Genomic DNA, 24,670 nt, shown 5'->3' with positions numbered 1-24,670 from the left:
TCCGGGCGCGCACTTCGCCGCGCCCGTCCCGCCATTGGCTGCAAAGGCACCGGGAGCCCACGGGCGCCTCGGCATCCTGGGGGCATGAGACGAACCACTCCGCTGCTCGTGCTCCTCGGCCTGTTCCTCGCGTCCTCCGCCCTCGCGGCCGAGGACGTCGCGCGTGCCCACCTGCGGGCCTCGCTGGAGGCCATGGGGGGCGAAGCGAAGCTCCAGGCCCTCTGCGCGCTGCGCATCCAGGGCATCGGCCACTGGAACCTGATGGAGCAGTCCGAGCGCCCTGCCCCACCGTGGCTCGTCAGCTACGAGCAGGTCGACGAGGTGCGAGACCTGCGACAGCGTCGGCTGCGGATGAAGACCGAGGGCCGTGGCTCCCCGGGGCTCGAGGACTGGCAGGGCGCGACGATGGTGCTGTCCGACGGTGTGGTGATGATGGAGCGCGGCGGCCAGCGACGTCCCGCGGGAGGGGCCCAGTTGCAGGACCTGAACGAGCGGCTCGACTTCGCGCCCGAGCGCATTCTCTTCACCGCGCTGGCCGCGCCGGAGCTGCGCGCGCTGGCGGACACCCGGCTGCAGGACGTGCCGCACCACGTGGTGGCGTTCCGCCATGGCCACGCGCGGGTGAAGCTGTATCTCAACGCGCGGACGCGGCTGCCCACGATGGTGGAGACGCTGGACGCGCACCCGTCGGACTTCTTCTGGAGTGTCTGGGGTGATGTGACGACGCGGTTGTTCTTCCAGGCGTGGTCCCTGGAGCCGGGCGGGCTGCGCCATCCACGCCACTGGGAGTGGGAGCGCAAGGGGCAGGCCTACCACAGCTTCACCGTGACGCGGCTGGAGCTGGCTCCGAAGGTCTCCGAGGAGGACTTCGCCATTCCCGAGGACGTGAAGAAGGGCTTCGCGGCGCGGGGGCGGATGACCGCGGATGACCTGCCGCTGGGTCGCCCCGACCGTCCGGCCGTCGAGCTGGCGCCGGGCGTCGTGCATCTGCCTGGCGCGTGGGATGTCACGCTGGTGAAGCAGGCTGATGGGCTCGTCATCATCGAGGCGCCCATCTCCTCGGGCTACTCGGCGCGAATCCTGGAGGAGGCCCAGCGTCGCTTCCCGGGCGTCAAGGTGAAGGCGGTGGTGTCCACGAGCGATGCATGGCCTCACGTGGGCGGGGTCCGGGAGTACGCCGCGCGCGGCATCCCGCTTCACGTGCTGGACCTCAACCGGCCGCTCCTGCAGGGGGTGCTCACGGCGCCTCGGACCCTCGCGCCGGACGCGCTCGCCCGTGCGCCTCGGGCCGCCTCGCTGGTCAACGTGGGGCAACGCGTGAAGCTCGGCGCCGGAAAGAACCGGTTGGAGCTGGTCCCCGTGCGCACGGAGACCGGGGAGCGGATGCTCTTCGTCGCGCTTCCCGAGCACCGGCTGCTCTACACCAGCGACCTGGTCCAGCCTCGCCCGGACGGGACTTTCTTCAACGTGCAACAGGTCTCCGAGACGATGGAGGTCATCGCGCGTGAGCGGCTGGAGGTGGCCCGTGTCTTCGGCATGCACCTGGGCGCCACGGACGTGTCCGCGCTCGCGGCGGCGGTGGAGAAGCAGAACGCCGTGGTCTCCGAGGTGAAGCCCTGAAGTGAAGCGCGTGTGCGAGGATGGAGAAGAACACACGGGGGCGCATCCGTCATGAACGACACGACGCTGTTCACTCCGCCGTGGATGGGAGTCCTCGACCCCAAGGTCCGGGACTTCCTCCAGCAGCGCGGCGTCCTCCAGTCGCGCACGGTGCCCATCGACACCGTGTGCGCGGAGCTGGCGGGCCTGGGCTACCAGGTCCACGACTACGCCCAGGCCGTGATGTCGTTCATGGACGGGCTCGACGTGCGCGGGGTCGACCATCGCCACCTGAAGTTCGGCGCGAGCGATGCGGCGGATGGCATCGACGGATGTGGCCACGAGCGACTTCGCCATCCTCTTCGTGACGGCGGAGGGCGGCTGGTGGCTCCTGGATGAGACGTGGATCCTCTACATCCGGTTGAGGGACTTCAACGACGTCATCCGGCGCATCCTCTTCGGCGAGCGGGGTGTCGGGACGCGGGTGACACTCGAAGGAGAGCAGATTCCTCCCGCGTATCGACGGGACGTCTAGCGAGCCCGTCCGAGCCTGCGCTCCAGTTCCTCGCGTCGACTCCGGCTGACCCGCAGGCGCTGGCCGGTGCTCAGCACCACCACGAGTTCCGTCGCCGAGTCGTGATGCAGCTCGCGGATGCGCTCCACGTTGACGATGACCGAGCGATGGATGCGCACGAAGCGCTCCGCGTCGAGCCGGGCCTCCAGTGACGCCAGGCTCTCGCGCAGCACGTGCTCCTTGTCGCCCACGTGCAGCGTGACGCAGTAGTCGTCCGCGCCAATCCAGTCGAGGTCCGACACCGGCACGAGCACCGAGCGCGCCCCCACCTTCACCACCAGTCGGCTCGGGTGCTCGTCCCCTGGCGGAGACTCGCGCTCCGTGGGAGGAGCGTGTCCCGTGTCCGCGAGCAGGGCCGCCAGCTTTCGTCCCAACGCCAAGGCCTCGTCCTGGCGCAGTCGTTGCCGGGCCCGGCTCAGCGCCTCGTCGAAGCGCTCGTCCGCGAAGGGCTTCACCAGGTAGTCCACCGCGTGCATGTCGAAGGCGCGCACGGCGAAGGAGTCGAACGCGGTGATGAAGATGACCGCGGGCATCCGTGTCACGCCCACCTCGCGGATGACCCCGAAGCCGTCCAGCTCCGGCATCTGCACGTCGAGCAGCACCAGCGCGGGCTTCAGCGCGTGGATGGAGTCCACCGCCTCGCGCCCGTCGCGGCACTCGCCGCACACCGTCACGTCCGGATGCCGCGACAGGGCCTGCCGGAGGCCACGTCGGGCGAGCGGCTCGTCATCCACCAGGAGGACGGCGAGCTCAGCCACGCGAAATCTCCGCTCCGAAAACCATGGCCCCGCGATGCGCGCCTCCGTCCTCTGGCGCCGTGCCCATGCCAACGCTCCTTCTCGGGAGGACGCTGTGCCCAACGACGCGCGGCCGCGTTTCAGAAACGGCGTTCATGCCTCCGCTACCCATTGGGAGGACACTGAGCTCAGCCATGCGCGGCCCCCCGCCCTGAAGGAGCGTCCTCGCGCTGGAAGGGCAGCCACACCGTAGCCACGGTCCCCACGCCCTCCGGCGCCGCCGCCACGCTGACTCGCCCCGCCGCCCCGTAGAGCTGGGACAGCCGCGCCCGGGTGTTGGACAGCCCGATACCCGGGCTTCGCTCCACATCGAAGCCGACAGGCAACCCCGGACCGTCATCCGCCACCATCAGCTCCAGCGCCTCGCCGTGGCGCCGGGCCCGGATGCGCAGCGCTCCCGCCGCCGTGCGGGCCGACACACCGTGCCGGATGGCGTTCTCCACCAACGGCTGGAGCACCAGGTGCGGCACCCGCGCGTCCATCAACGCCTCGTCCACATCCCAGTCCACCCGCAGCCGGTCCTGGAAGCGCAGCCGCTGTATCTCCAGGTACCGCTCCAGCACCGACAGCTCGTCCCGGAGGGACACCTCCTGCGTCGCGCCCTGCTGGAGCAGCCGGCGCAGGATGTCCCCTAGCAGCACCAGCATCCTCGCGGCCGTGTCCTTCTCCCCATCCCGCACCAGCACGACGATGGCGTTCAGGGTGTTGAACAGGAAATGAGGATGGAGCTGCACCTGGAGCGCCTGGAGCCGGGCCTCCGCCAGCTCGACGGCGAGCGCCGCGGCCTGCCGCTCCCGCTCACGCTCACGCCGCCGGGCCGCGAGTGACTGCGCCACCCCCACCGTCGCGACGTACGTCATCGCCATCATCGGCAACCAGCCCAGCGCATAGCGCGCCAGCATCCCCCCGAAGGACGCGCCTCCCATTCCCGCGCCGAAGGCCCGCTGGCACACCGTGTACACGAGCGCGAACAGCCCGCTCACGCCCAGGCACGCCAGCACGTGCCCCGCCCAGGCCCCCGCGCGGAACGGCCGCCCCAGCGGCAGCCGCCGCGCCAGCGCGAAGACCCACGGCGTGGCGGGCACCCACACATACCAGCCGGGAAGCTGCGACAGGAACGCGCGCCACGGCTCCATCGGCCGGGGCGACGACAGGCTGAAGAAGTACGTCTCCAGCGCGGACAGCGTCCCCGGCACGCTCCAGACCGCGACGAGCCCCAGCGCTCGCCGCCACAGGGGGGCAGGTGTCTCTTCCATCGGCGTCACGGTGCCCCGAGTCTAGCGGAGTCGCACCGCGCCACCCATGTCCATCCACGCGAGCCGGGAGGCGGCAGCCGCGACGCACCCTCGCTTGCGAGTCGCCCGGCCGGTGCCCACTTGTCCTCCGAGGAGGACTGACACATGGGACTGGGAAGAACGAAGGCGGTGCCCACGCTGGCGGTGACGGACCTGAAGGCGGCCCGGCGCTTCTACGGCGAGGTGCTCGGGTTCGACGAGGTCAAGGAGATCTCCGAGGAGGGCGCGGCCATGTACCGCGTGGGCGGTGAGTCCTTCCTCCTCGTCTACGAGCGCTCGTCACCGTCCGGCTCCACCGCCACTGCGTGCTCCTTCGCCGTGGAGGACGTGGAGGCCAGCGTGGACGAGCTGCGACAGGCGGGCGTGAAGCTCGAGGAATACGACATCCCCGAGATGGGCATCCAGACGAAGAACGGCATCGCGACCATGGGCGACTTCAAGTCGGCGTGGTTCAGGGACCCGTCGGGGAACATCCTGGCCATCGACGACTCGCTCGCCCTGATGGAGCGACGGGGACGGCAGGCGCGCACGAGCGCTCCTTCGGAAGGGCTGCACGCCTGAGCGACACCGGGCACCCCGCTAGGTCGGCAGCTTGATGCCGGACAGCCGCTGGTACAGCGCCACCGCGAAGCCGTCCGTCATCCCGGAGATGTAGTCCGTGACGCACAAGAGCCGCTGGTACATGGACAGCCGCGCGAGCGCATCACCGATGTCCTCGCTGGTCAGCGGCTTGTCCGGCCGCTGGAACAGCTCCAGGGGCAGCAGCTGCCGCAGCTTCCTCTCCTCCCGGTTGGGCGTGTCCGTCACCACCGCCTGCGCGAACATGTCCAGCAGGCCGCCGAGCGTCTTGAAGCCGGCGCTCTCGATCTGCAGCACGCGCTCACTCTCGTAGCCCTTGCGACGCGTCAGCTTCTTGATGGCGTCGAGCGGCCCGCGGATGTCGTCTCGCGCGGAGACGAGCGGCTTCTCCCACTCGCCCTCCTCCATCTGCTCCACGTGCTCCAGGAACACGCGGACGCTCGCCTGGATGAGCACGCCAATCACCCGCGCGCGCGCCTGCGCCAGGCGCGTCTCCAGGTGCGCGGGTGGCAATCGCGTCGACTTCTCCGGGGGAGGCAGCACCTGGTCCAACAGCTCACAGGCCACATCCATCGGCACCAGCCCCAGCTTCGCGGAGTCCTCCAGGTCGATGACCGCGTAGCAGATGTCGTCCGCCGCCTCGACGAGGAAGGCCAGCGGGTGGCGGGAGAAGACGCCCTCCTCGCGCTCGGGCAGCCCCGCGGCACGGTAGGTCTCCAGCGCCAGCACGTGGTCGTCCTGGAAGTAACCGAACTTCTTCTCCGACACGCGCGCCTTGTTCGCCTCGCGTCCGCCTGGGAGCACCGACGGCCGAGGGTACTTGCTCATCGCCCCCAGCGTCGCCGCGGTGTAGCGCAGCCCGCCCCGCCGCTCGCGCGACTGGAGCCGGTTGAGGATGCGGAAGCCCTGCGCGTTGCCCTCGAAGCTCTCCAAATCCCTCCACTCCTCCGCCTTCGTGAAGGGGCTCGGCTTGCCCGCGAGCGTCTCACCCGGCTTCGCCAACCGCTGCGACACCCAATGCTGGATGGCCGCCTCGCCCGAGTGGCCGAAAGGCGGGTTGCCGATGTCGTGCGCCAGGCACGCCGCCGCGACGATGGTCCCCAGGTGCGAGGGCTCCACCTTCACCCCCTGCGACTTCAGCCCCAGCCCCGCCAGCTGTCCCAACGAGCGCCCCACACACGACGCCTCGATGCTGTGGGTCAACCGCGTGCGCGTGTAGTCGCTCGTCGACAGCGGGAAGACCTGCGTCTTGTCGTGCAGGCAACGGAACTCGCTGGAGAAGACGATGCGGTCGTAGTCGACGTCGAACGGCGTGCGCTCATCCAGCGGCAGGGACACCTCACCCTCGGGCGCCTTCTCCACCCGCGCCTCCACGGGCTTCGGCTCCGAGCCCACCCGGTGTCCCGACAAGAACCGCTGCCACCGCTCCGTCCGACTTCTGCCGCCCACTGAAAGTGCCTCGCTGCCGTCCCTTGGAGAAGGACGACGGGAGCATGCTGCTCCGCCCGTACGCGGAGGCAAGTTTCATGGGACGGGTGGGCACGGCGCCGTTGTCCCACCCGGCGAGCGGACGGCGCCCGGGTCGCTCGCCGGGCCTCGTGACGCTGGACGGACGCGCGTGCCCTGGGCAGCCTGCGCCCGGTTCCCTCCTCCAGCGGAACCCAAGGAGTCTCACCGTATGAAGCTCAAGGCGTTGTGCATCGCCGTGTCGCTGTTGGCCCTCCCGGGTGTGGCCGCCGCGCAGAGCCCCTTCGACAACCTCAAGAAGGCCGCGGGTGACGCGGGCAAGTCCACCGTCGAGAAGCGCGTCAACGCCAAGCTCCTCGAGGAGGGCCAGAAGAACCAGTGCAGCTTCAAGACGGGCACCGCGGAGCTGGCCGCCGGCTGCGAGGACAAGCTCAAGAAGCTGACCAACGCCCTCATCGACGCCAAGAAGCAGCTCACCGCCGGCGGGGTGAAGAGCTACAAGTTCGAGGTCTCCGGTCACACCGACTCGACGGGCGACGCGGCGAAGAACAAGAAGCTCAGCGAGCAGCGCGCGGAGGTCATCGTCAAGGAGCTGGTCGCCCGGGGCATCCCCCGCGGTGAAATCGTCGCCGTGGGCCTCGGCTCCGACCGTCCCCTGGTGAAGCCGGACAACACCGAGGCGAAGAAGGCGAAGAACCGCCGCTACGAGCTCCAGGTCCGCCTGTAGCGCACGGACTCAGGACGACAGCCGGGCGGGTCGCGGCGCTTCGTCTTCCCCGGTCCGCGCGTGGGGGATGAAGGTCATGGCTCGCTCGGCCAGCGCGGTGATGGTCAGCGAGGGATTGACGCCCGGGTTGGCGGAGATGGCCGAGCCGTCCACCACGTACAGTCCCTCGTAGCCGAAGAGCCGGTGGCGATGGTCGATGACGCCCGTCGCCGCCGAGTCTCCCATGCAGCAGCCGCCGAGGATGTGCGCGGTCGTCGGGATGCCCAGCACCGTCTCGCTCACCATCGTCATCGGATAGCCGTCCAGCTTGTCCGCCACGCGGCGCGCCAGGTCGAACGCCTCGGGCATGTTGGACGTGGGCGCGGGGCCGGACTGCAGCCCGGTGGACAGCCCGTTCTTCAGCAGCCGACCGCGCCGCATGCGCAGGTGCCCCTCCAGCGTGCGCATGTAGAGCAGGATCAGCGTGCGCTTGGCGAAGTCCGGGACGAACCACGCCTTGAGGAAGCGCAGCGGGTGGCGCGCGAGCAGGCCCACCAGCCGCGCCATCCGACCCAGCATCGACTTGCCGGGCACCTGCGGCGCCATCAGCAGGCGGAAGAAGCCGGAGCCCTCCGAGAAGCGCACGGGCTCCAGGTGCGAGCGCTCGTCGGTGTGCAGGATGGAGCCGATGGCGATGCCCTTCGACAAGTCGTGCTCCGGGCGACCGCTCACGATGCCGATGAGCGCCTCGGAGTTGGTGCGCACGCCGTCGCCCAGCCGGTCCGACAGCCGGGGCAGTCCGTCCTTGTGCTCCTTGAGCCGCAGCAGCAGCGACAGCGAGCCCAGCACGCCTCCAGCGAAGATGACGTTCTTCGCGGTGAGGCGCAGGGTCTCGCGTCCGAAGAGGCCGGCGCCCTTCTTCGCCTCCACCTCGTAGCCACCGTCCGGCAGGGGCCGCACCCACGTGGCCTCCGTGTCCGCGTGCAGCGTCAGGCCGCGCTTCTCCGCGAGGTAGAGGTAGTTGCGGTCCAGCGTGTTCTTCGCGCCGTGGCGACAGCCGAGCATGCACCCGCCGCAGGACGTGCAGCCGGTGCGCTCGGGGCCCTCTCCGCCGAAGTACGGGTCCTTCACCGTGACGCCCGGCTCACCGAAGTACACGGCGACGGTGGACGGCTCGAAGCCCGGGCGGCCCAGCTCCTGGCCCACCTGTTCGAGCACCCGGTCCGCCACGGTGCCGCGCGGGTTGGTGGTCGCGCCGAGCATCTTGCGCGCGGTGGCGTAGTGCGGCGTCAGTTCGTCCTTCCAGGAGGCCAGGTGTCCCCACGAGGAGGCCTGGAAGAAGTCGTCCTTCGGGATGGGGAGCGTGTTGGCGTAGACGAGCGAGCCGCCTCCCACGCCCACGCCGGACAGCACCGTGACGTGGCGGAAGAAGCTCATCTGGAACAGGCCCCGCCAGCCGAGCTGGGGCATCCACATCCAGCGCTTCAGGTTCCAGTTCGTCTTCGGGAAGTCGGAGGGAGCCAGCCGCCGCCCCTTCTCCAGCATCACCACGCGGTAGCCCTTCTCGGTCAACCGCAGCGCGCTGACGCTGCCGCCGAAGCCCGAGCCGATGATGAGCCAGTCGCAGTCCATGCGTCTCCCGTCCTTCGCATTCCCCGGCATCGGCACTCGCCGAGGGCACTCTATGCGAAACACGCTGGGGAACCGCGACTCGCGAAGCACGCTGCCGCCGCCGTGGCGCCCGCTCGTCCTCCGGGCCGGCGCCACGAAGCGGGTTTTCCGGGACGCTCTCCTGCCCAGGCCCGCGTCACGGCCGTGCCACTCACCGACGCCCTGGGCCGCTCGGCGACTCCCGCCACCGTCCGAAGAGGACGTCACACGGCCCTCCAGGGGCGCGCTACCAAGAGCACCGACGTACCGAGGACCTTGGAGGCACAAAGCCATGAAGCAGCACTTCAGAAGCGCAGTCGCGGTGGGCGCGGTCCTCGTGGGAGGCGTGCTCGCTTCCGGGAGCGCGCGTGGAACCCCCGCGAGCACGCAGGACGTGGTGGGCGCCCGGCGCGCGGTGGAGCTGTATCTGGAGGGTCACGCGACGGGCCAGGTGGCCCCCTTCCGCGAGGCGATGCACGACGAGATGAAGATGTTCCTCAACCGGGACGGCGTGCTCGTGCGCAGGACGGCCGCCGAGTACCTGGCCGGCGTCAGCGGGAAGCCCGCCGACGACGAAGCGAAGCGCAAGCGCCGGCTGGTCAGCCTGGACGTCACCGGCGACGTGGGCGTGGCCAAGGTCGAGCTCGACTACCCGGGCGCCTTCATGACGGACTACCTCACCGTCATCAAGACGGACGGGGGCTGGAAGATCATCAACAAGGTCGTCCACGTCCAGAAGCGGTAGCCCCCCGCCTGCGGCTGGGCGCGCGAAGTTTGTGTTTGCCGGGATGGCTCACCACAAGAGGGGCGCGAAAGATTCCCGCGGGTCATTTCCCTCCCGGGGAAGTGGCTCGGGCGGACGGCCTACGGTCGGCGCATGGCCCACGACGTCTTCATCACCAGCCTGGGGAAGTTCCTCCCGGGCGAGCCCATCCCCACGACCAGATGGAGGACGACCTCGGCAAGGTCCGGGGCAAGCCCTCCCGGGCCCGCGCCCGTGTCCTCGTCCAGAACGGCATCACCCAGCGCCACTACGCCCTCGACCGCGAGCAGCGCACCGTGCTGTGCAACTGGGACCTCGCGGCGAACGCCGTCCAGGATGCGCTGTCGCGCTCGCCCATCACCCTGGGAGAGATGGACCTGCTCGTCACGGCGTCCCCCAGGGCGACCGGGTACTGCCGGGCTTCGCCAGCCAGGTGCGCCGCGCGCTGGGTGGCCCCGCGTGTGAGGTGGCGTCACTGCATGGCATCTGCTCCAGCGGCATGCAGGCCCTGCGCGCGGCGGCGCTCCAGGTCGGAGGCGAAGAAGGCCGTCGTCTGCGCCAGCGAGCTGGTGAGCCGGCTGCTCAAGGCGCGCCACTACGAGGAAGTGACGGCGTACCCTTCGAGGGATGGAGGAGATACGGCGGAGCATCTCCAACGACGACCTGGATGCCGGGCTCACCGTCTCCTTCATGTTGCTGCTGGCGACGGTGGCGTTCGGGGAGCGCTCCGCGCTCGCGGCCCGGCGCTCGGCGACACCCACGGCGAACGAGACGCCCTACGTCCCCGTGACGGCGGTGGAGGGGCCCTGAGATGACGACCTGGGTGGAGGTGCCGCGACGTGGCTGGCGGCAGGCCGTCCGGGTGGCTCGGCTGATGATTGGGGTGCCGGACTCCGAGGCGTATGCGCCGCACCTGCGTGCGCATCATCCAAGCGCCCCATGATGACCTACGAGGAGTTCTTCGACGAGCGAATGGCGGCGCGCCACCGGGCGCCCCTGTCCCAGGGAGCCCGAGCGGGTCACCCGCCGTGAGGTGCGAGCACGGCGGGTGACGTAGTCCCTCACCGCCGCGCCGCCACAACGCGAGCGCGACGGGGAGCCGGTACGCCTACCGCCGCGTCGCCGTCTTGCGAGCACGACGCGCGGCGGGCGTGTTCGCCACGTACTGCCGACCTCTCCGCGAGGCCGTGCGCTTGCGGCGCTCCGTGGCCTGCTTCTGACGCGCGCTGAGCCGTGACCACGCCTTCTTCGGCAGATAGCGCGCCGTCGTCGCGCCGCGGCGCGCACGCGTGCCACCGGTGCTCGTCTGCCAGGCCTCGCGCGTCCACGTCGTGAGCGACTTCTGGCTCGTGGCCTTCCGTCCGCGATATCCACCGCCGGCCTTCACGTATTCTGCGGCCAGCAGCTGGGCCTTGCGCGCACTCCACTGTCCCGCGCGCCCGCCTCGCGTCCCCGCCATGAGGCGCTTCTTGAGGCGCTCCCTCAGCGCGGGCCGGGTGTACCGGCTGCTCGTCGAGGCACGCGCCCCGGACGCCACGCGACGCCGGGGCGTGGTGGTGGCACGTCGAGGCTTCGACATGCGCGTACGAGAAACCATCCGCTTCTTGGGCATCCCACGGGTGCGCGACGTAGCGCGCGAGCTCTTCTTGGCGACCATCCAGTCTCTCCCCCTCAGTGACTGCACTGCGCGCCTCAGTTGGGGACGGCCAGCGCACCTCGCAATCACCCTGTCTTGCCGCCTGCTCCTCGCGACGAGGGCACGTTCCCTCTCCTGCCCTCGCTCCAGTTCAATCCTTCACACCCGCCAGCGCCGCGGGGCGGAAGAGCGCGCAAGCCCGCACCGGCTGCGGCGGGTACTTCCCCGGCAACAGCGGGCACATGATGAACACCGAGGTCCGTGACTGGACGTAGCGCGGTGGCGCGGCGCAGCGATGGCAGAGGCTGTCCGGGAACGGGAGCGACTCGGGAGGGGGTGTCGTCATGGGCTCTCGACGGGAGGTGAGCCGCTATAGCGCGGACTACGCGGCCAAGGCGCTGGTCGCGCAGGGCGCGGGCCAGGGCTACGACTGGGAGAAGGGCATCGACTCCGGCAAGAAGTGGGCGGACCTCAACCCCGAGCAGCAGGGCGAGCTCATCCAGGACGCGTACAAGCAGGGCTACTTCGACGGCAAGCGCCCCTTCATCGGAGAGAGCGGCAAGGACCACACCGCGTATCTCGACGAGGCGGTGAAGCAGATGCGCGCGGGCAAGGGAGACCCGAACTGGGACTTCTCCAAGGCCACGGGCAAGTGGAACGAGGTCAAGGACGCGGTGGTCGACGGCGTGAAGGACGCCGGGAAGAAGGTCTGGGACACCGTCACGGAGCCGCTCGAGCGCGTCAAGGACGGCATCCTCGACCGGCTCCCCTGGCGCTGAGGCTTACGGCACCGCGCCTGACGCGGGGCTGTCCGCCGGTGGGTTCGGTTCACGAAGCCACCGCGCGGCGGCCTGTGCGACGTCGGCCGGAATCGAGTGGCCTCCGGTGAACTCGTGGAACCGCACGTCGAAGCCCGCCGAGCGCAGCTCCGCGCCGATGCGGCGCCCCTCCTCCACGGGGATGGCCTGGTCGGCGTCGCCGTGGGCGATGAACACGCGCGGCACACCGCGAGGCTCCGCCGCGTCCACGAAGCCCGGCGCGAAGGCCACGATGCGGGAGAACACGTCACCGTTCAGGATGCCCAGCGACAACGCATAGGACGCGCCATCCGAGAACCCGGAGACGCTGACATGCTCGGGCGCCACCGCGTAGCGGGAGAAGACCCGCGCGAGCGCCATGTCGATGAAGTCCAGGTCCGCGCCGCCCGTGGCCAGCTTGTGGTCCCACGTCACGCCGCGCGACTCCGGAATCACCAGCAGGAATCCCTCCGACTCCGCGACGGGCGCCAGCGCCTGCAGCATCTGCCGCGCGTTCCCCTTCGCGCCGTGCAGCAACAGCATCAGCGGCGCGGGCTGCTCCGGACGATAGGTGCGAGGCACGTACACGAGCCCGTCACGCGCGCCTCCCAGCCCCAGCGGTTGCTCCCCGACCGCCGCGGACACGTCCGACACCGGGCCCGGACGCGAGCGCACCCGCCCATCCGTGGACACGTGGGCGATGGGCCCCGTCGCCGTGGCCTCACCCGCTGGCGCCACGCTCCGGGGCGCCACACAAGCCACGAGCCCCAGGCACATCACCACCACGAGCCAACGCAGCGAGGGCTCTCGCGGCGAGCGGACCTGAGACCTCCTCGTCGGCATCTTCACGGCGCCTCCTTCGCGGTTCCGACTCCGGGCGGAGGGGTTCCTCGAACGCGTCATCAGCAGGTCCTCGGTCAGGGGCAGCGAACACAGCGGGCGATGCTTCCCATCCAACACAGGAGCCCACGGGCTCCACGAACACTTCGTCTCTCATCCGCGGGCCGGTGAGCCACCGCGAGCCCCAGCATGCGCCCTCCGGGAGCGCGGGCCCGAGCGGTCCTTGCGCCAGGGAGGACACCCACGCGCATGGCGCGCCGCGCCTTGCCACGCCCTTCACCAGAGCGGCGCCATGTTCTCCACGTACTTGAATCCCGTGCCCGTGTTGAAGACCACCACGGACTCCTCGGGAGTCACCTGCCCGGACGCATGGAGCTTGCGCAGCGCGGCCACGCAGGCGCCGCCCTCCGGCGCCGCGAAGAGCCCCTCGGCCGAGGCCAGGTCCTTCGTCCCCTGGACGATTTCGGCCTCCGTGACGGAGACCGCCGTCCCCCCGCTCTCCTTCACCGCGCGCAGGATGAGGAAGTCGCCCAGGGCCTTGGGTACGCGAAGGCCGTGCGCATGCGTCGTCGCGCCCTGCCACATCGGCGCATCGGGCCTGCCCTCCTCGTGGGCCTTCACGATGGGCGCGCAGCCCTCCGCCTGCACCGCCACCATCCTCGGCCGCTTCGAGTCGATGAGGCCCATCGCCTCCATCTCCTCGAACGCCTTCCACATGCCGATGAGCCCGGTGCCGCCGCCCGTCGGGTACAGGATGACGTCGGGCAGCGTCCAGCCGAGCTGCTCCGCGACCTCGTAGCCCATCGTCTTCTTGCCCTCCACGCGGTAGGGCTCCTTCAACGTGGCGCACTCGTACCACCCATGCTCGCGAGCCAGCCCCGCGCACACCTTCCCCGCGTCCGTGATGAGCCCGTCCACCGTCTCGACGTGCGCGCCATAGGCCCGCGTCTCCAGGAGGAAGAGGCTCGCGATGTCGCGAGGCACGAAGACATGCGCCTCCAGGCCACCGCGCGCCGCGTACGCCGCCAGCGCACTCCCCGCGTTGCCCGCCGAGGGCAGACACACCGCCTTCGCTCCCAGCACCTTCGCCATCGACACCGCCGCCGACAGGCCGCGCGCCTTGAACGAGCCGGTGGGGTTGCCGCTCTCGTCCTTCACCCAGACCTGCTTCATCCCCAGCCGCGCCGACAGCCGGGGCGTCGCAAGCAGCGGCGTCCAGCCCTCGCCCAGGCTGAGTCGCTGAGCGGGGTCCGCCACGGGCAGCACCTCGTGGTAGCGCCACATGGAGCGCTCCCGCGTCGCCAGGGCCTCGCGGCGCAGCGTCTTCGCCGCGCGCTCCAGGTCATAGCGCGCGAACAGCGGCGCGTCGCAGGTGGTGCACAGGTTCAGCACGGCGCCCGGCGCATACGTCCGGTCGCACTTCGTACAGTCGAGTCGGAGGACGGACATGGCCCTCCGACTCTACGGCGAACCCAGGCCCGTGGCCTACCGTGCGTCCCCGGCCGTGTTCACCGGGGGCAGCCACTTGCGCAGCAGGGCGGGCGCGGTGGAGCGGTAGATGTTGTCGTGACGCAGGTCCGGTCGGGGCTCCACCTCCCACGTCAGCCCGGCGGGTGCGCTCGCCTGGAGGATGTCGTTCAGCCGCGCCACCGCCGGGACGATGTCCTCCGTCTCGTTCGCGGAGGAGACATACAGCCGCGCGCGCAGCGACGGGTGCTGCGCGAAGAACGTCCCGGCCTGCTTCACCAGCGCCTCGCCGTTCCACCAGAGGCTCGGACTCAGCGCCAGGTACGTGTCGAACAGCTCGGGCTGGAGGAAGAAGGTCTCCATGATGAACAGGCCCGCGGCCGACTCGCCGATGATGGCCCGCTCCTCGGTCACCCGATAGCGCCGGGAGATGTCGGGGAGCAGCTCGTCGCGGATGAACGCGCGGAACGCCGCCGAGCCACCCGAGACAGGGATGAGCTCCCGGTCACTCGCGAGCTCGGTGGGCCCCGTCATGTCGCGCCTGCGCACCGTGTTCTCGATGCCCACGACGATGAGCGGCCGCATCTCCCCCGCGCGGATGGCGGCGTCCACCGCGGAGGCGACGTGCGGGAAGTCCTCCTGGAGCCCACCGTCGGGCATGTACAGCACCGGGAAGCGAGCGTCCTTCGCCGTCTCGTAGCCGGGCGGCAGGTAGACGGTGATGCGCCGCTCCTCCTTCAGCACCGAGGAGGACAGGAGGTACAGCTCATGCGGCGGCACCGGCTCCGGCGCGACGGGTGGCATCCGCCGCACGGAGCAACCCGCCAGGAACAGGCTCAGCCCCACATACGCCATCCATCGTCGCGTCATCATGATGTCCCCCACCCGCTTCAATCCTGGAGTTCCAGCCACACCGGCGCGTGGTCCGAGGGCTGCTTTCCCTTGCGCGCGTCGCGGTCCGTGTCCGCCCCCGTCAGCCGGGGCACCAGCGGCGCCGACACGTAGAGGTGGTCGATGCGCAGGCCCAGGTTCTTCGGGAAGCCAAGGTTGCGGTAGTCCCACCACGAGAAGCGCTGCGTGTCGGGGTGCAGCTTGCGGTACGCGTCCGTCAGGCCGAAGGCGCGCAGGCGCTGGAGCGCGTCGCGCTCCTTGAGCGTGAAGAGCGTCTGTCCTTCCCACAGCTTCGGGTCGTAGGTGTCGATGTCCTCGGGCGCGACGTTCCAGTCACCGCCGAGCACCAGCGGCTCGTCCGGCTTGTGGCGCGTGTCCAGGTAGCGGCGCAGCCGGCCATACCACTCGAGCTTGTACTCGTACTGGGGCGAGTCCACCGACTGCCCGTTGGGCGCGTACGCGCTCACCACGCGGACGCCCTTCACCGTCGCGGCGATGAGGCGCGCGTGCGTGTCGTCCACGCCGTCCGACAGCCCCTTCACCACGTCCCGCGGCTCCTCCTTCGCCAGGATGGCCACGCCGTTGTAGGTCTTCTGCCCGTGGAGGGCCGCGTGGTAGCCGGCGTCGCGCACCGCCTCCAGCGGGAAGTCCGCCTCGGTGCACTTGAGCTCCTGCAAGCACACCACGTCCGGCTGCGCGCTCTTCAGCCACTCGAGCAGGCGCTCCTGCCGGGCCCGTACCGAGTTCACGTTCCAGGTCGCGATTTTCATCGCGGGCACCGTCGCACGGCACCCACGCCCCCGCCACGCTTTTCCCCTCCTCGTGCGGCTACGCGGCCACACCCCGTCCCATGCTCCGGGGCAAGGGCCCTGGCACGCGCATCGCAATGACTCCGGGTGGGAGGACGCCCACAGGTGTCCTCCCGGAGCGCCCTTCCCGGACGCCCCGCCTGGAGTCGAGGTCGCCATGAGCCCGAGGACGAAGAAGACCTCCCGCCGCACCCTGGGTTTCACCCTGCCGCCCACGCTCAAGAAGGCGCTGGTGCCTTCCTGCCTCGCCGCCCTGGGCCTGGCCGCGTGGACCGACGTCCCCCTGCCCGCCACGCTGCGCCCCTGGCTGGCCCTGGCCGAGCACGCGCGCACCCGCGATGCGGTCATCCCCGTGGACCTCGCGCCGGCGTTCGCCGAGGCGCCCCTGCCCATCCCGGCCACCCTCCCGGCCGCCGAGGAGCTCCCGTCCACGCCCGCGCCGCGCGTGGCGGTCGAGGACGCCCTGGCCCTGCCGCACGAGCACACCCGCCGCGTGGACCACCTGGGCCGCGCCCGCGCGCTCAGGGAGCTGGGGGATGTGTCCGGCGCGCTCACCGAGGTGCGCCGCGCCCTGAACGATGAGCCGTCCGACACGGAGGCGCTGATGACGGCGGCCCGGCTGGCGCGGCTGCAGGGACAGTCGGAGCTGGCGCTCGCGGCCTACGCGCGGCTGGGGAGCCTGATGCCCGAGGAGGCCGGCGCGCTCATCCAGCAGGCCCGCCTGCTGGTGTCCCTGGGGCGCCACGCGGAGGCGGTGCGCGTGGGCGAGGAGGCGGTGGTGCGCGCGCCGGAGGACGCGGAGGGCTACCAGGCGCTCGGCCGGGCCCACCTGGCCTCGGGCGAGCTGTCCCCCGCCATCCTCCGCTTCCAGCAGGCGGTGCACCTGGAGCCGGAGCACGGCTACGCGCTCAACAACCTGGGCTTCGCCTACCTGCGCGCGGGAGAGGACGCGAAGGCCGCGGAGGTGCTCGCGCGGGCGGCGGAGCTGCTGCCCCACGTCGCGTACGTGCACAACAACCTGGGCGTGGCCTGGGAGCGGCTGGGCCGCAAGGAGGAGGCCCGGGGCGCCTATGCCCAGGCCACCCGACTGTCGCCCCGCTACGTCCAGGCGCGCGTCAACGCGGACCGGATGAGCCGCGTCGCCCGGGCGGACCTGGCCCCGAGCGACACCCGGACGCCGGAAGCCCTTTCACCCCTGCCCGAGCCGCATTAGTGCCTCCCCGCCTGGAGACCGACCTCCAGGCGGGCGTCGGGCCGGTTCCCGCCGCCGGCCCATCGGTCTAACGTGCAGCCCCCGTCGAGAAGCACATGACCCTGGCCCCTGTGATGCCCACTCCGCCCGAAGCCCCGCAGCCCTCCACGCCGCCGACCGCGCCCGAACCGCCCCGCCCCGGGCTGGGGGCGCGCCTCTGGAAGTGGACGAAGCGGCTCTTCATCACCGGCGTGGTGGGGCTCGTCCTGGTCCTGCTCGTGTGCGTGGGCGCGTACGTCTACTACAGCCGGGATTTGCCCTCGGTGGACGCGCTGCGCACGTACGAGCTGCCGCAGGTCACCAAGGTGACGTGCGCGGACGGCAAGGTGTGCGCCGAGTATGCCTACGAGAAGCGCACCGTGGTGCGCGTACAGGACCTGCCTCCGCACGTGCGCGACGCATTCCTCGCCGCCGAGGACGCGGACTTCTACAAGCACGTGGGCCTGGACCCGTTCGGCATCCTCCGCGCGGCCATCAAGAACCTCATCCCCGGCAGCCGCAAGTCCGGCGCGTCCACCATCACCCAGCAGGTGGTGAAGAACCTGCTGCTGTCCCCCGAGCGCAAGCTGTCGCGCAAGATTCGCGAGTGGATCCTCACCCCGCGCGTCGAGGAGGCGCTCACCAAGGACCAGATCCTCAGCCTCTACATCAACCAGTCCTACTACGGGCAGCGCCGCTACGGCGTGGAGGAGGCCGCGCTCTATTATTTTGGCAAGCGCGCCAAGGATTTGAGCGTGGGCGAGGCGGCGGTGCTGGCGGGCACGGTGCAGATTCCCCACCGCATCAACCCGGTGACGAACATGACGCGGGCGAAGTCGCGCCAGCGCTATGTGCTGGGGCAGATGGCCGCGCAGGGCTTCGTGCCGCGCAAGGTGGTGGACGAGGAGCTGGAGAAGCCCATCGTCCTGGCGCCGCGTCCGGAGCAGGCCGTGGGCCCGTACTACGCGGAGGAGATTCGCCGCACGCTCATCGAGCGCTACGGCGAGCACGCGGTGATGCAGGGGGGCCTGCGGGTGGACATCGCCATGGTGCCCAGGCTCCAGGTCGCCGCCGAGCAGGCGGTGCGCGAGGGCCTGGAGGCGGTGGACCGTCGCCAGGGCTACCGCGGTCCCAAGGGCACGCTGGAGGACGCGCAGTGGACGCGGCTTCGGGCCATGGTGCTCACCCGCATCGAGGAGGCCGGACGTCGGCAGAAGGACCAGGGCTATGTCGCGGACCTGGAGCCCCTGGCGCGCGTCATCGCGCCGGGAGAGCCCCCCAAGGAGGTGGCCACCGCGGAGGCGGACGTGGACGGCGCGGAGGAGCAGCGGCCGGAGCTGACGCCCGAGGACGAGGCGCCTCCGTCCGAGGAGGAGCTGCTGGTGCGCGCGGTGCGCCTGAAGCCGCTGGAGGAAGGGCTGCGGTTGACGGGCTACGTGACGGAGCTGGACGAGAAGCGCAACGTAGCGCGCGTGGACCTGGTGGGCCGCACCGCGGAGGTGGCCTTCCCGGGCGTGAGCTGGGCGCGGCAGAAGGGCAAGGGCGCGCCGAAGAAGATTGGCGACGTGTTCGAGAAGGGGCAGCTGGTCTTCGTGCGCGTGCTGAAGGCCCCGCCCGCGCCAGCCTTCGTGGAGGCGACGCTGGACCAGGTGCCCGTGGTGCAGGGCGGCCTCGTGGTCATCCGCCCCGACAACCGCAACGTCGTCGCGCTGGTGGGTGGGTATGACGCGGAGCGCTCGTCGTTCAACCGCGCCACGCAGGCCCGACGTCAGCCAGGCTCGTCCTTCAAGCCGTTCCTGTACGCCGCCGCGCTCGCGAGCGGACGCTACACGCCGCTCTCCAAGGTCAACGACGCCCCCGAGACCATCCGCGACCCGTACACGGGCAAGGCGTGGAGGCCGCAGAACTATGACCGCCAGTTCGAGGGGCCGATGACGCTGCGCCAGGCGCTCACGAAGTCGAAGAACACGGTGTCGGTGCGGCTCATCGAGGCGCTCACCCCGCCCACCGTCATCGACTTCGCGCGCCGGGCGGGCATCCGCTCCGCGATGCCGGAGAACCTCACGCTGGCGCTGGGCACGGGCGAGGTGACGATGCTGGAGGCGGTGAACGCGTACGCCACGCTCCAGGCCAACGGGAAGCTGGCCGAGCCGCTCATGCTGCTGCGCGTGCGGGACTCGCGCGGCAAGCTGCTGGAGGACCACCAGCCCGCGTTCGAGGAGACGCTGCCGCCGGCCGTCGCGTACCTCACCACGTCGTTGATGCGCAGCGTGGTGGAGGAAGGCACGGCCAAGGCGGTGCGCGAGCTCAACCGTCCGGCCGCGGGCAAGACGGGCACCACGCAGGAGAGCAAGGACACGTGGTTCTCCGGCTACACGGCGGACTGGGTGGCCAGCGCATGGGTGGGCTTCGACGACAACTCGCCCTTGGGTGGCAGTGAGACGGGTGGTCGCGCCGCGCTGCCCATCTGGTTGCAGTTCATGCGCGTGGCGCACGAGGGACTTCCCGCGCGCGAGTTCGAGGTGCCTCCTGGAGTGCTCCAGGTTCGCATCGACCCCGCGACGGGGCTGCTGGCCGGCTCGTCCGTGCCGGGGCGACTGGAGCCGTTCCTCGAGGGGACGCAGCCCACCGCCGAGGCGCCGCCGCCCGGACAGGTGACGACGGATGAGTTCTTCCTCGACGACGGCAGGAAGGGTCTGTGAGCCGAACTCTCGTCCTCGCGCCGCTGCTGGCCTCGCTGGCGGCGGGCGCGGCTCCGGCCTCGGTTGGTGAGCTGGCCCCCGCCGTGCGAAGGCTGCCGCCCGAGGCTCCCGCTGCCATGTCGGTGTTCGAGGGAGCAGCCTCTGCATCTGCTGGTGGGGTCGCTACCGCCGTGGGCGCCTGGCCCGCGCTGTCCTTCGTGGCGGCGGGCGCGGCGTCTTCCTCCGCGGAGGGCACATCCGCTGTTCAGCGGCTCGCGGGTGAGCTGGCCACCGCCGTGCGGAAGCTCCCCGCCGAGGCCCCCGTGGGCCTGTACCTGTCGGGAAGCTCGGCGGAGCTGCGGCGGGCGGTGGGCAGTGTGCTCACTTCACGGCTCGCCTCGGCGAACCTCGCCCCCGTCCTGGTGGATGCGCCGAGCGCCGAGGCCGCGGAGTCCGTGGCCCGGGCCCAGGGTGCCCGCACACTGGTGCGGCTGACGCTGGATGTGGAGGCTGGCGCCCTGCGGGCTCGTGGCGATGCGCTGGGCACGTGGGTGAACTTCTGGTCGGGCCGCGTGCCGACGCGTCCGGCGAAGCCCTCGGGCGCGCTCGTCGAGTCGGTGGACGCGGACGCGGAGGTGCTCGCGCTGGCCTCGGTGGGCGCTCCCGCGACCACGCCTCCCACCGCGGGGGTTCGGAGTGTGCGGTTGTTGGGCGCCGTGCTGGCGCGACTGGAGCAGCCCATCGCCGCGCTCGCCGCGGGCGACCTGGATGGTGACGGGCGGGATGAAATCGCGGTGCTGACGGAGGCGGAGGTCTCCGTCTTCGACGCGGACGGACGCCTGTTGGCTCGACGCGAGCTGGACGGCCTGCCCTTCTCGAATGCGCCCACGCGAGAGCCCTTCGGCGCGCTGGCGGTGCTTCCGGGGCCGCCCCGCCTCGCCGCCTGGAGCACCCGGCGGTCGCAGGGTGAGTTGCTCGTGCTCGACAAGGGGCGCGGGACGCTGCGGCCCGTGGGGACCTTGGACAGTGCCCCGCTGGGCCCCGCCGAGCGCGGGAGCTTCGTCCCCGGACAGACGGCGTTCCAGGCCGAGGTGAGGCTGGCGGACGGCAAGCCCGTGACGCTCTCCGCGCCCTTCACCACCGCCGGCTTCGCGTCCCCGAGGATGTTGTTCGTGCACCCGGATGGCACGGGCTCGCTCTATTCGCGCGCGGGGACAGCGCCCACGCGGTTGAGCGGACTGGGAGCGGGCAGCGCGCTGGGGGACCTGGATGGAGACGGCACTCCGGAGCTGCTCACCACGTCGCCCTTGTTGCAGCCCTCACCGGATGCGCTGCGGGTGCACGCGCTCAATGGCGCCGACCCCACCGTGCATGAGCCGCTGTGGCAGGGGGCGCTGCCTCCAGGGCGCGCGCTGTACGTGGTGACGGCCAACCTGGACGGCGATGCGCGTCGGGAGGTGGTGGTGGGCCTGTTGAAGCCGGATGGCACCGCTGAGCTGTTCCTCCTTCGCCAGGGTGCCCCATGACGCCGCGTCTCGCGCTCGCCAGTCTGGTCCTCCTTGGCGCCTCGCCCTCGCTCGCGGCGGGGCGGACGCGCTATGGCGGAGAGGTGCGCATGGCCCACGCGGGGCCGCCCGAGGTCGGGGAGCCGTCGCTCGCGGACACGCCGCTGGAGGCCACGTTGCTGGGCCTGCTGTCGCGCCCCGTGTGCACGGTGACGCCGGAGGGCGAGGCCCATCCCGCGCTCGCCCAGGAGATGTCGCGTCCCACGCCTCAGGTCTCGCGCCTGACGCTGCCCAACGCCGCCACGGCCGGAGCGCTGGCCCGCGCGTGGATGCGGCTGTCCAGCACGGAGGGCGCCTCGCCGTACCGTGCGCTGCTCTACCCGCTGCGGGGCGAGGGGCGACAGGTCAACGCGAGCGGCGCCACGCTGGAGCTGGCGCTGTCGTTCCCCTGGCCCGACATGGAGCGCGCGCTGTGCCATCCGGCGCTGGCCGCGCCCGTGTCTGGGACTCCGGCGGGGCCGTTCTCGTCGGCGGGGCGCGGCGCGCTCGATGCGCAGACCCGTTGGCCTCGTGGGAGGCCGTACCTGGACCGGCTGCTGCTCACGGCCACCGATGAGCGGGGGCTGGCCCGCCTGTGGTCCTCGCGACAGGTCCAGGTGGAGCTGGGCGTCTCGTCCGAGTCCGACACCGTGTCGGGCGCGATGCTGTACGCGACGTACCTGGCGTTCTCGCCCCGTCGGCTCCCCGCCGACTTCCGCCAGGCGGTGGAGAGCTCCATCGACCGCGAGGACCTCACGCGGCTGTTCGTGCATGGACCCGCTGTGCCCATGCCGCACCTGCTGCCTCCCGCGCTGATGCCGCAAGGTCCTCGCTCGCGGCCCACGGCGCCTCCCTCGGGCCCGTCTCGCAAGGTGACGCTCATCTACGACACGGCGCTCGAGGACCAGCGCGCGGTGGCCGAGCGCATCCAGGTGAAGCTGCATGAGCGGGGCTACACCGTGGCCCTGGAGCCCTTGTCTCGAGCGGCCCTGCGAGCGCGGTGGGCCAAGGGCGACTTCGAGCTGATGCTGCATGCGCTGATGCTGCCGCCCGCGCCGGGGCCCGCGCTGGCCGTGGTGCTGGACGCGGGTGGGCGCAAGGACTTGCTCGGCGTGGAGCTGCCCGCCATCGGCGCCCTGACGGACATGGCGGCGCGCGACGCGAGGGCCCGTGAGCGTGCGTTGGCGCTGGCCGCGACGCTGCCCCTGCTGCCGCTGTATGCACAGGGTCTGGGCGTGCGCGCCATGCCGGAGGTCGGCGGGCTGGTGATGGACACGCAGGGCCTGCCGACGCTCGACGGCGCGTTCCTGCTGCCCGCAGAGGGCGCCGCGGTGGGAGGGCGCCCGTGAGCGTGACGCGATGGGCTCTCCGCGCGGGTGAGCGGCGAGCCGGCGCAGCCGCCATGCGGTGGCGCATTGCCCCAGTCCACCGAGCGCGTCGCGCAGAGAGGCCATCGGTGCGCTCGGCACGACCTCCACATTGCGAAGGTGCGCGGCAACCGAGCTCCGCGGACGTGCATGGGGGCGGTCCTGCTGCCCACGGAGGGCTCCGCGATAGGACGGCATCCATGCACATGTCGCGATGCCCGAGTGGCGTGGATGAGCCACACGCTTGGAGGAGCCACTCTTGAGACTGAGGACCCGGCTGGCGCTCGCCTTCGCGCTGCTCGCGTTGGTTCCTCTCGCGGTGGTCGTCCTCCCCACGCTGTCGCGCCTGCGTGACACGCTCTCGCGCGAGCTGGATGCCCGCATGGAGGCGGCCACCCTCAGCGCGAAGGAGTCGCTGGAGCGCTCGGCCGCGACGGCCCGCCGCGCGGTGGAGGAGCTGGTCGAGAGCCCCGCCATGGAGGACCTCGCCCGCGAGGCGCGCGAGCGCCCCACCCGCGCCATCCAGGCCGGCACGGCGGAAGCGCTGATGAAGACGCGCGGCCTGACGGTGCTCGCGCTCTTCGACCGAGGAGGCACGGTGCTCTCCTCGGGCCACCTGCCCGCGCGGCGCGGAGACCCGGACCCCGTCCTCTTCGCCGTCACCCGCGAGTCGTCCCCCAAGCCCGTCCCCGTCCGCGTGGAGGTGCGCACGTCGTCGGGGCTGCGGCAGATGCCCGCGCTCGTCACCGCGCGGCCCATCGACTACGGAGACCTGCGCCTGTGGGCCGTGGGCGGCGTGCTGCTCGATGACAGCCTGGCGCAGCACCTGGCGCGACTGACGCAGGCCCAGGTCACGCTGGTCTCGGGAGAGAACGAGCTGGCGCGCGCCGGCACCGCGCTGCCACCCACCGTGGCTCGGGAGCTGCCGTTGGGGGACACGGCCACGGTGCGGCTGGTCTTCAGTCGCGCCGCAGCGCGCGAGGCCGAGGAAGGCGTCATGCGCGCGTTCGTCCTGCTCGCGGGCCTGGGCGGTGCGTTCGCGGTGCTCCTGGGACTGCTGGTGTCCCGGTGGATGACGAGGCCCGTGGAGGCACTCACGGAGGGCGCCCGCCGCGTGGCCGAGGGTGCGCTGGACGTCCAGGTGACGGCGGATGCCACGGGCGAGGTGGGCGAGCTGGTCCGGACGTTCAACCACATGACGTCCGAGCTGAAGGCCACCACGGAGCGACTGGTGGCCAGCGAGCGCATCGCCGCGTGGCAGGAGGTGGCGCGGCGGCTCGCGCATGAAATCAAGAACCCGCTCACGCCCATCCGAATGTCGCTGGAGACGTTGCTCGCCGCGCAGGAGGCACGTCATCCGCGCTTCCCGGAGCTCTTCAAGGAGAGCGCGGGCGTGGTGCTGGAGGAGGTGGACCGGCTGCGTCGCATCGTCGACGAGTTCAGCCGGTTCGCGCGGATGCCCAAGCCGCAGCTCGCGCCGGTGGACCTGTCCGAGCTGGCGCAGAGCGTGCTCGCGCTCTACGCCACGCCGCCCGAGGGCATCCAGATTCTTCCCGCCCTGCAGACGGGCGTGGTGGCGCGGGTGGACCGGGACATGCTGACGCAGGTGCTGGTCAACCTGGTGAAGAACGCCGAGGAGGCCATGGCCGGCAAGGGCGGCAACCTGCGCGTGCGCGTGAAGGGCACGGACACCGACGCGCTCATCGAGGTCGAGGACAGCGGGCCGGGCATTCCCCTCGAACACCGGGCCCGCATCTTCGAGCCGTACTTCACCACGAAAGATGGAGGCACCGGGCTCGGGCTCGCCATCGCGGCGCGCATCCTCCAGGAGCACGGCGGCAAGCTCGAGGTCGGCGGAGAGCCGGGTCAGGGCGCGCGCTTCAGCGTCGTGCTCCCCCGCGCCGAGAGCATCGGGACCGTCAGCGCCCGGTAGGCCAGGCGCCTCGAGCCACCGCCCAGCGCGCGGGCCAGGGGACA

The 24,670-nt window shown here is 71.3% G+C and carries 24 protein-coding genes; 14 read left to right on the top strand and 10 right to left on the bottom strand.

All coding sequences use genetic code 11. The annotated features are described in order from the left end of the window. Nucleotides 1–84 precede the first annotated feature (84 nt). The 3 genes from K8640_RS01710 to K8640_RS01700 are packed head-to-tail and all read left to right on the top strand — an operon-like array spanning nucleotide 85 to nucleotide 2,134. Complete coding sequence (locus tag K8640_RS01710; protein ID WP_223745482.1) at nucleotides 85–1,620, top strand: MBL fold metallo-hydrolase; 1,536 nt, start codon at nucleotides 85–87, stop codon at nucleotides 1,618–1,620. Nucleotides 1,621–1,671: 51 nt separating this feature from the next. After that, on the top strand, nucleotides 1,672–1,998 hold the full coding sequence (locus K8640_RS01705) for a hypothetical protein (protein WP_141325580.1): 327 nt from the start codon (nucleotides 1,672–1,674) through the stop codon (nucleotides 1,996–1,998). Beyond that, nucleotides 1,934–2,134, top strand: coding sequence for a hypothetical protein (locus K8640_RS01700; protein ID WP_223745481.1), 201 nt, complete (start codon nucleotides 1,934–1,936; stop codon nucleotides 2,132–2,134). Before K8640_RS01705 ends, K8640_RS01700 begins: the two co-directional genes overlap by 65 nt. Here K8640_RS01700 and K8640_RS01695 read toward each other — a convergent pair. Then, a complete protein-coding gene (locus K8640_RS01695) occupies nucleotides 2,131–2,931 on the bottom strand; it encodes a response regulator (RefSeq protein WP_223745480.1) in 801 nt (266 codons plus the stop codon). The two genes, K8640_RS01700 and K8640_RS01695, sit on opposite strands and share 4 nt — an antisense overlap. Nucleotides 2,932–3,098: 167 nt before the next feature. Next, nucleotides 3,099–4,226, bottom strand: coding sequence for a sensor histidine kinase (locus tag K8640_RS01690; RefSeq protein WP_223745479.1), 1,128 nt, complete (start codon nucleotides 4,224–4,226; stop codon nucleotides 3,099–3,101). A gap of 144 nt (nucleotides 4,227–4,370) precedes the next feature. Here K8640_RS01690 and K8640_RS01685 point away from each other — a divergent pair, with 144 nt between their 5' ends. Then, the gene (locus K8640_RS01685; protein WP_223745478.1) at nucleotides 4,371–4,826 is read left to right on the top strand and encodes a VOC family protein; all 456 of its coding nucleotides are present in this window, start codon (nucleotides 4,371–4,373) and stop codon (nucleotides 4,824–4,826) included. An 18-nt stretch (nucleotides 4,827–4,844) separates the two neighbouring features. Here the strand turns inward: K8640_RS01685 and dgt are convergent, their stop codons facing one another. Continuing rightward, nucleotides 4,845–6,239, bottom strand: coding sequence for a dGTP triphosphohydrolase (gene dgt / locus K8640_RS01680; RefSeq protein WP_370640308.1), 1,395 nt, complete (start codon nucleotides 6,237–6,239; stop codon nucleotides 4,845–4,847). A gap of 283 nt (nucleotides 6,240–6,522) precedes the next feature. Here dgt and K8640_RS01675 point away from each other — a divergent pair, with 283 nt between their 5' ends. Beyond that, entirely contained in the window at nucleotides 6,523–7,038 is a 516-nt protein-coding gene (locus K8640_RS01675) for an OmpA family protein (RefSeq protein ID WP_141325585.1), read from the top strand. Between the two features lie 9 nt (nucleotides 7,039–7,047). Here K8640_RS01675 and K8640_RS01670 read toward each other — a convergent pair whose 3' ends face one another. Next, nucleotides 7,048–8,649, bottom strand: coding sequence for a GMC oxidoreductase (locus tag K8640_RS01670; RefSeq protein ID WP_223745476.1), 1,602 nt, complete (start codon nucleotides 8,647–8,649; stop codon nucleotides 7,048–7,050). Nucleotides 8,650–8,959: 310 nt separating this feature from the next. On the opposite strand from K8640_RS01670, the gene K8640_RS01665 reads away from it, so the two are divergent. The 3 genes from K8640_RS01665 to K8640_RS43040 all read left to right on the top strand — a co-directional run bounded on the left by K8640_RS01665 (nucleotide 8,960) and on the right by K8640_RS43040 (nucleotide 10,373). Beyond that, nucleotides 8,960–9,412: a nuclear transport factor 2 family protein gene (locus K8640_RS01665; RefSeq protein ID WP_194869192.1), complete on the top strand. Its 453-nt coding sequence runs from the start codon at nucleotides 8,960–8,962 to the stop codon at nucleotides 9,410–9,412. A 645-nt stretch (nucleotides 9,413–10,057) separates the two neighbouring features. Continuing rightward, complete coding sequence (locus K8640_RS01660; protein ID WP_223745475.1) at nucleotides 10,058–10,240, top strand: hypothetical protein; 183 nt, start codon at nucleotides 10,058–10,060, stop codon at nucleotides 10,238–10,240. A gap of 1 nt (nucleotide 10,241) precedes the next feature. Then, nucleotides 10,242–10,373 carry a CstA-like transporter-associated (seleno)protein gene (locus tag K8640_RS43040; protein WP_267700114.1) on the top strand — a complete coding sequence of 44 codons (132 nt, stop codon included), beginning with the start codon at nucleotides 10,242–10,244 and terminating at the stop codon, nucleotides 10,371–10,373. A gap of 165 nt (nucleotides 10,374–10,538) precedes the next feature. On the opposite strand, the gene K8640_RS01650 is transcribed toward K8640_RS43040, so the two are convergent. Then, the gene (locus tag K8640_RS01650) at nucleotides 10,539–11,009 is read right to left on the bottom strand and encodes a hypothetical protein (RefSeq protein WP_223745474.1); all 471 of its coding nucleotides are present in this window, start codon (nucleotides 11,007–11,009) and stop codon (nucleotides 10,539–10,541) included. A gap of 208 nt (nucleotides 11,010–11,217) precedes the next feature. Further along, a complete protein-coding gene (locus K8640_RS01645) occupies nucleotides 11,218–11,412 on the bottom strand; it encodes a hypothetical protein (RefSeq protein ID WP_223745473.1) in 195 nt (64 codons plus the stop codon). On the opposite strand from K8640_RS01645, the gene K8640_RS01640 reads away from it, so the two are divergent. After that, nucleotides 11,411–11,845: a hypothetical protein gene (locus tag K8640_RS01640; protein ID WP_223745472.1), complete on the top strand. Its 435-nt coding sequence runs from the start codon at nucleotides 11,411–11,413 to the stop codon at nucleotides 11,843–11,845. The genes K8640_RS01645 and K8640_RS01640 overlap by 2 nt on opposite strands. 3 nt (nucleotides 11,846–11,848) lie before the next feature. Here K8640_RS01640 and K8640_RS01635 read toward each other — a convergent pair whose 3' ends face one another. The 4 genes from K8640_RS01635 to xth form a co-directional block, all read right to left on the bottom strand. Then, entirely contained in the window at nucleotides 11,849–12,706 is an 858-nt protein-coding gene (locus tag K8640_RS01635) for an alpha/beta hydrolase (RefSeq protein ID WP_223745857.1), read from the bottom strand. Nucleotides 12,707–12,979: 273 nt separating this feature from the next. Beyond that, nucleotides 12,980–14,152, bottom strand: a complete 1,173-nt coding sequence (locus K8640_RS01630; RefSeq protein WP_223745471.1) for a threonine synthase — start codon at nucleotides 14,150–14,152, stop codon at nucleotides 12,980–12,982. 36 nt (nucleotides 14,153–14,188) lie between these two features. Then, entirely contained in the window at nucleotides 14,189–15,040 is an 852-nt protein-coding gene (locus tag K8640_RS01625; protein WP_141325605.1) for an alpha/beta hydrolase, read from the bottom strand. Between the two features lie 20 nt (nucleotides 15,041–15,060). Beyond that, nucleotides 15,061–15,831 (bottom strand): exodeoxyribonuclease III, encoded by a 771-nt coding sequence (gene xth / locus K8640_RS01620; RefSeq protein ID WP_223745470.1) that lies wholly within the window; start codon nucleotides 15,829–15,831, stop codon nucleotides 15,061–15,063. Between the two features lie 196 nt (nucleotides 15,832–16,027). On the opposite strand from xth, the gene K8640_RS01615 reads away from it, so the two are divergent. The 5 genes from K8640_RS01615 to K8640_RS01595 all read left to right on the top strand — a co-directional run bounded on the left by K8640_RS01615 (nucleotide 16,028) and on the right by K8640_RS01595 (nucleotide 24,626). Further along, nucleotides 16,028–17,083, top strand: a complete 1,056-nt coding sequence (locus K8640_RS01615; protein WP_223745469.1) for a tetratricopeptide repeat protein — start codon at nucleotides 16,028–16,030, stop codon at nucleotides 17,081–17,083. 95 nt (nucleotides 17,084–17,178) lie between these two features. Beyond that, entirely contained in the window at nucleotides 17,179–19,803 is a 2,625-nt protein-coding gene (locus K8640_RS01610) for a penicillin-binding protein 1A (protein ID WP_223745468.1), read from the top strand. Nucleotides 19,804–19,919: 116 nt separating this feature from the next. Continuing rightward, nucleotides 19,920–21,308: a VCBS repeat-containing protein gene (locus K8640_RS01605; RefSeq protein ID WP_255652612.1), complete on the top strand. Its 1,389-nt coding sequence runs from the start codon at nucleotides 19,920–19,922 to the stop codon at nucleotides 21,306–21,308. After that, the gene (locus K8640_RS01600; RefSeq protein WP_223745466.1) at nucleotides 21,305–22,675 is read left to right on the top strand and encodes a peptide ABC transporter substrate-binding protein; all 1,371 of its coding nucleotides are present in this window, start codon (nucleotides 21,305–21,307) and stop codon (nucleotides 22,673–22,675) included. The genes K8640_RS01605 and K8640_RS01600 overlap by 4 nt, the downstream gene beginning before the upstream one ends. Nucleotides 22,676–22,952: 277 nt before the next feature. Then, on the top strand, nucleotides 22,953–24,626 hold the full coding sequence (locus K8640_RS01595; protein ID WP_223745465.1) for an ATP-binding protein: 1,674 nt from the start codon (nucleotides 22,953–22,955) through the stop codon (nucleotides 24,624–24,626). Nucleotides 24,627–24,670 lie beyond the last annotated feature (44 nt).

Origin of the sequence: Myxococcus sp. XM-1-1-1 (assembly GCF_020037095.1) — a bacterium.
GTDB lineage: Bacteria > Myxococcota > Myxococcia > Myxococcales > Myxococcaceae > Myxococcus > Myxococcus fulvus.
The sequence above is the reverse complement of the archived record's forward strand: the minus strand, read 5'-3'. Positions and strand labels throughout refer to the sequence as shown.

Excerpts from the sequence above, each read along its gene's own strand:
- K8640_RS01710 (WP_223745482.1), top strand. The coding sequence starts at position 85 with ATGAGACGAACCACTCCGCTGCTCGTGCTCCTCGGCCTGTTCCTCGCG.
- K8640_RS01705 (WP_141325580.1), top strand. The coding sequence starts at position 1,672 with ATGAACGACACGACGCTGTTCACTCCGCCGTGGATGGGAGTCCTCGAC.
- K8640_RS01690 (WP_223745479.1), bottom strand. The coding sequence starts at position 4,226 with ATGGAAGAGACACCTGCCCCCCTGTGGCGGCGAGCGCTGGGGCTCGTC.
- K8640_RS01685 (WP_223745478.1), top strand. The coding sequence starts at position 4,371 with ATGGGACTGGGAAGAACGAAGGCGGTGCCCACGCTGGCGGTGACGGAC.
- K8640_RS01675 (WP_141325585.1), top strand. The coding sequence starts at position 6,523 with ATGAAGCTCAAGGCGTTGTGCATCGCCGTGTCGCTGTTGGCCCTCCCG.
- K8640_RS01670 (WP_223745476.1), bottom strand. The coding sequence starts at position 8,649 with ATGGACTGCGACTGGCTCATCATCGGCTCGGGCTTCGGCGGCAGCGTC.
- K8640_RS01665 (WP_194869192.1), top strand. The coding sequence starts at position 8,960 with ATGAAGCAGCACTTCAGAAGCGCAGTCGCGGTGGGCGCGGTCCTCGTG.
- K8640_RS01660 (WP_223745475.1), top strand. The coding sequence starts at position 10,058 with ATGGAGGAGATACGGCGGAGCATCTCCAACGACGACCTGGATGCCGGG.
- K8640_RS43040 (WP_267700114.1), top strand. The coding sequence starts at position 10,242 with ATGACGACCTGGGTGGAGGTGCCGCGACGTGGCTGGCGGCAGGCCGTC.
- K8640_RS01650 (WP_223745474.1), bottom strand. The coding sequence starts at position 11,009 with ATGTCGAAGCCTCGACGTGCCACCACCACGCCCCGGCGTCGCGTGGCG.
- K8640_RS01640 (WP_223745472.1), top strand. The coding sequence starts at position 11,411 with ATGGGCTCTCGACGGGAGGTGAGCCGCTATAGCGCGGACTACGCGGCC.
- K8640_RS01645 (WP_223745473.1), bottom strand. The coding sequence starts at position 11,412 with ATGACGACACCCCCTCCCGAGTCGCTCCCGTTCCCGGACAGCCTCTGC.
- K8640_RS01635 (WP_223745857.1), bottom strand. The coding sequence starts at position 12,706 with ATGCCGACGAGGAGGTCTCAGGTCCGCTCGCCGCGAGAGCCCTCGCTG.
- K8640_RS01630 (WP_223745471.1), bottom strand. The coding sequence starts at position 14,152 with ATGTCCGTCCTCCGACTCGACTGTACGAAGTGCGACCGGACGTATGCG.
- K8640_RS01625 (WP_141325605.1), bottom strand. The coding sequence starts at position 15,040 with ATGACGCGACGATGGATGGCGTATGTGGGGCTGAGCCTGTTCCTGGCG.
- xth (WP_223745470.1), bottom strand. The coding sequence starts at position 15,831 with ATGAAAATCGCGACCTGGAACGTGAACTCGGTACGGGCCCGGCAGGAG.
- K8640_RS01615 (WP_223745469.1), top strand. The coding sequence starts at position 16,028 with ATGAGCCCGAGGACGAAGAAGACCTCCCGCCGCACCCTGGGTTTCACC.
- K8640_RS01610 (WP_223745468.1), top strand. The coding sequence starts at position 17,179 with ATGACCCTGGCCCCTGTGATGCCCACTCCGCCCGAAGCCCCGCAGCCC.
- K8640_RS01605 (WP_255652612.1), top strand. The coding sequence starts at position 19,920 with ATGTCGGTGTTCGAGGGAGCAGCCTCTGCATCTGCTGGTGGGGTCGCT.
- K8640_RS01600 (WP_223745466.1), top strand. The coding sequence starts at position 21,305 with ATGACGCCGCGTCTCGCGCTCGCCAGTCTGGTCCTCCTTGGCGCCTCG.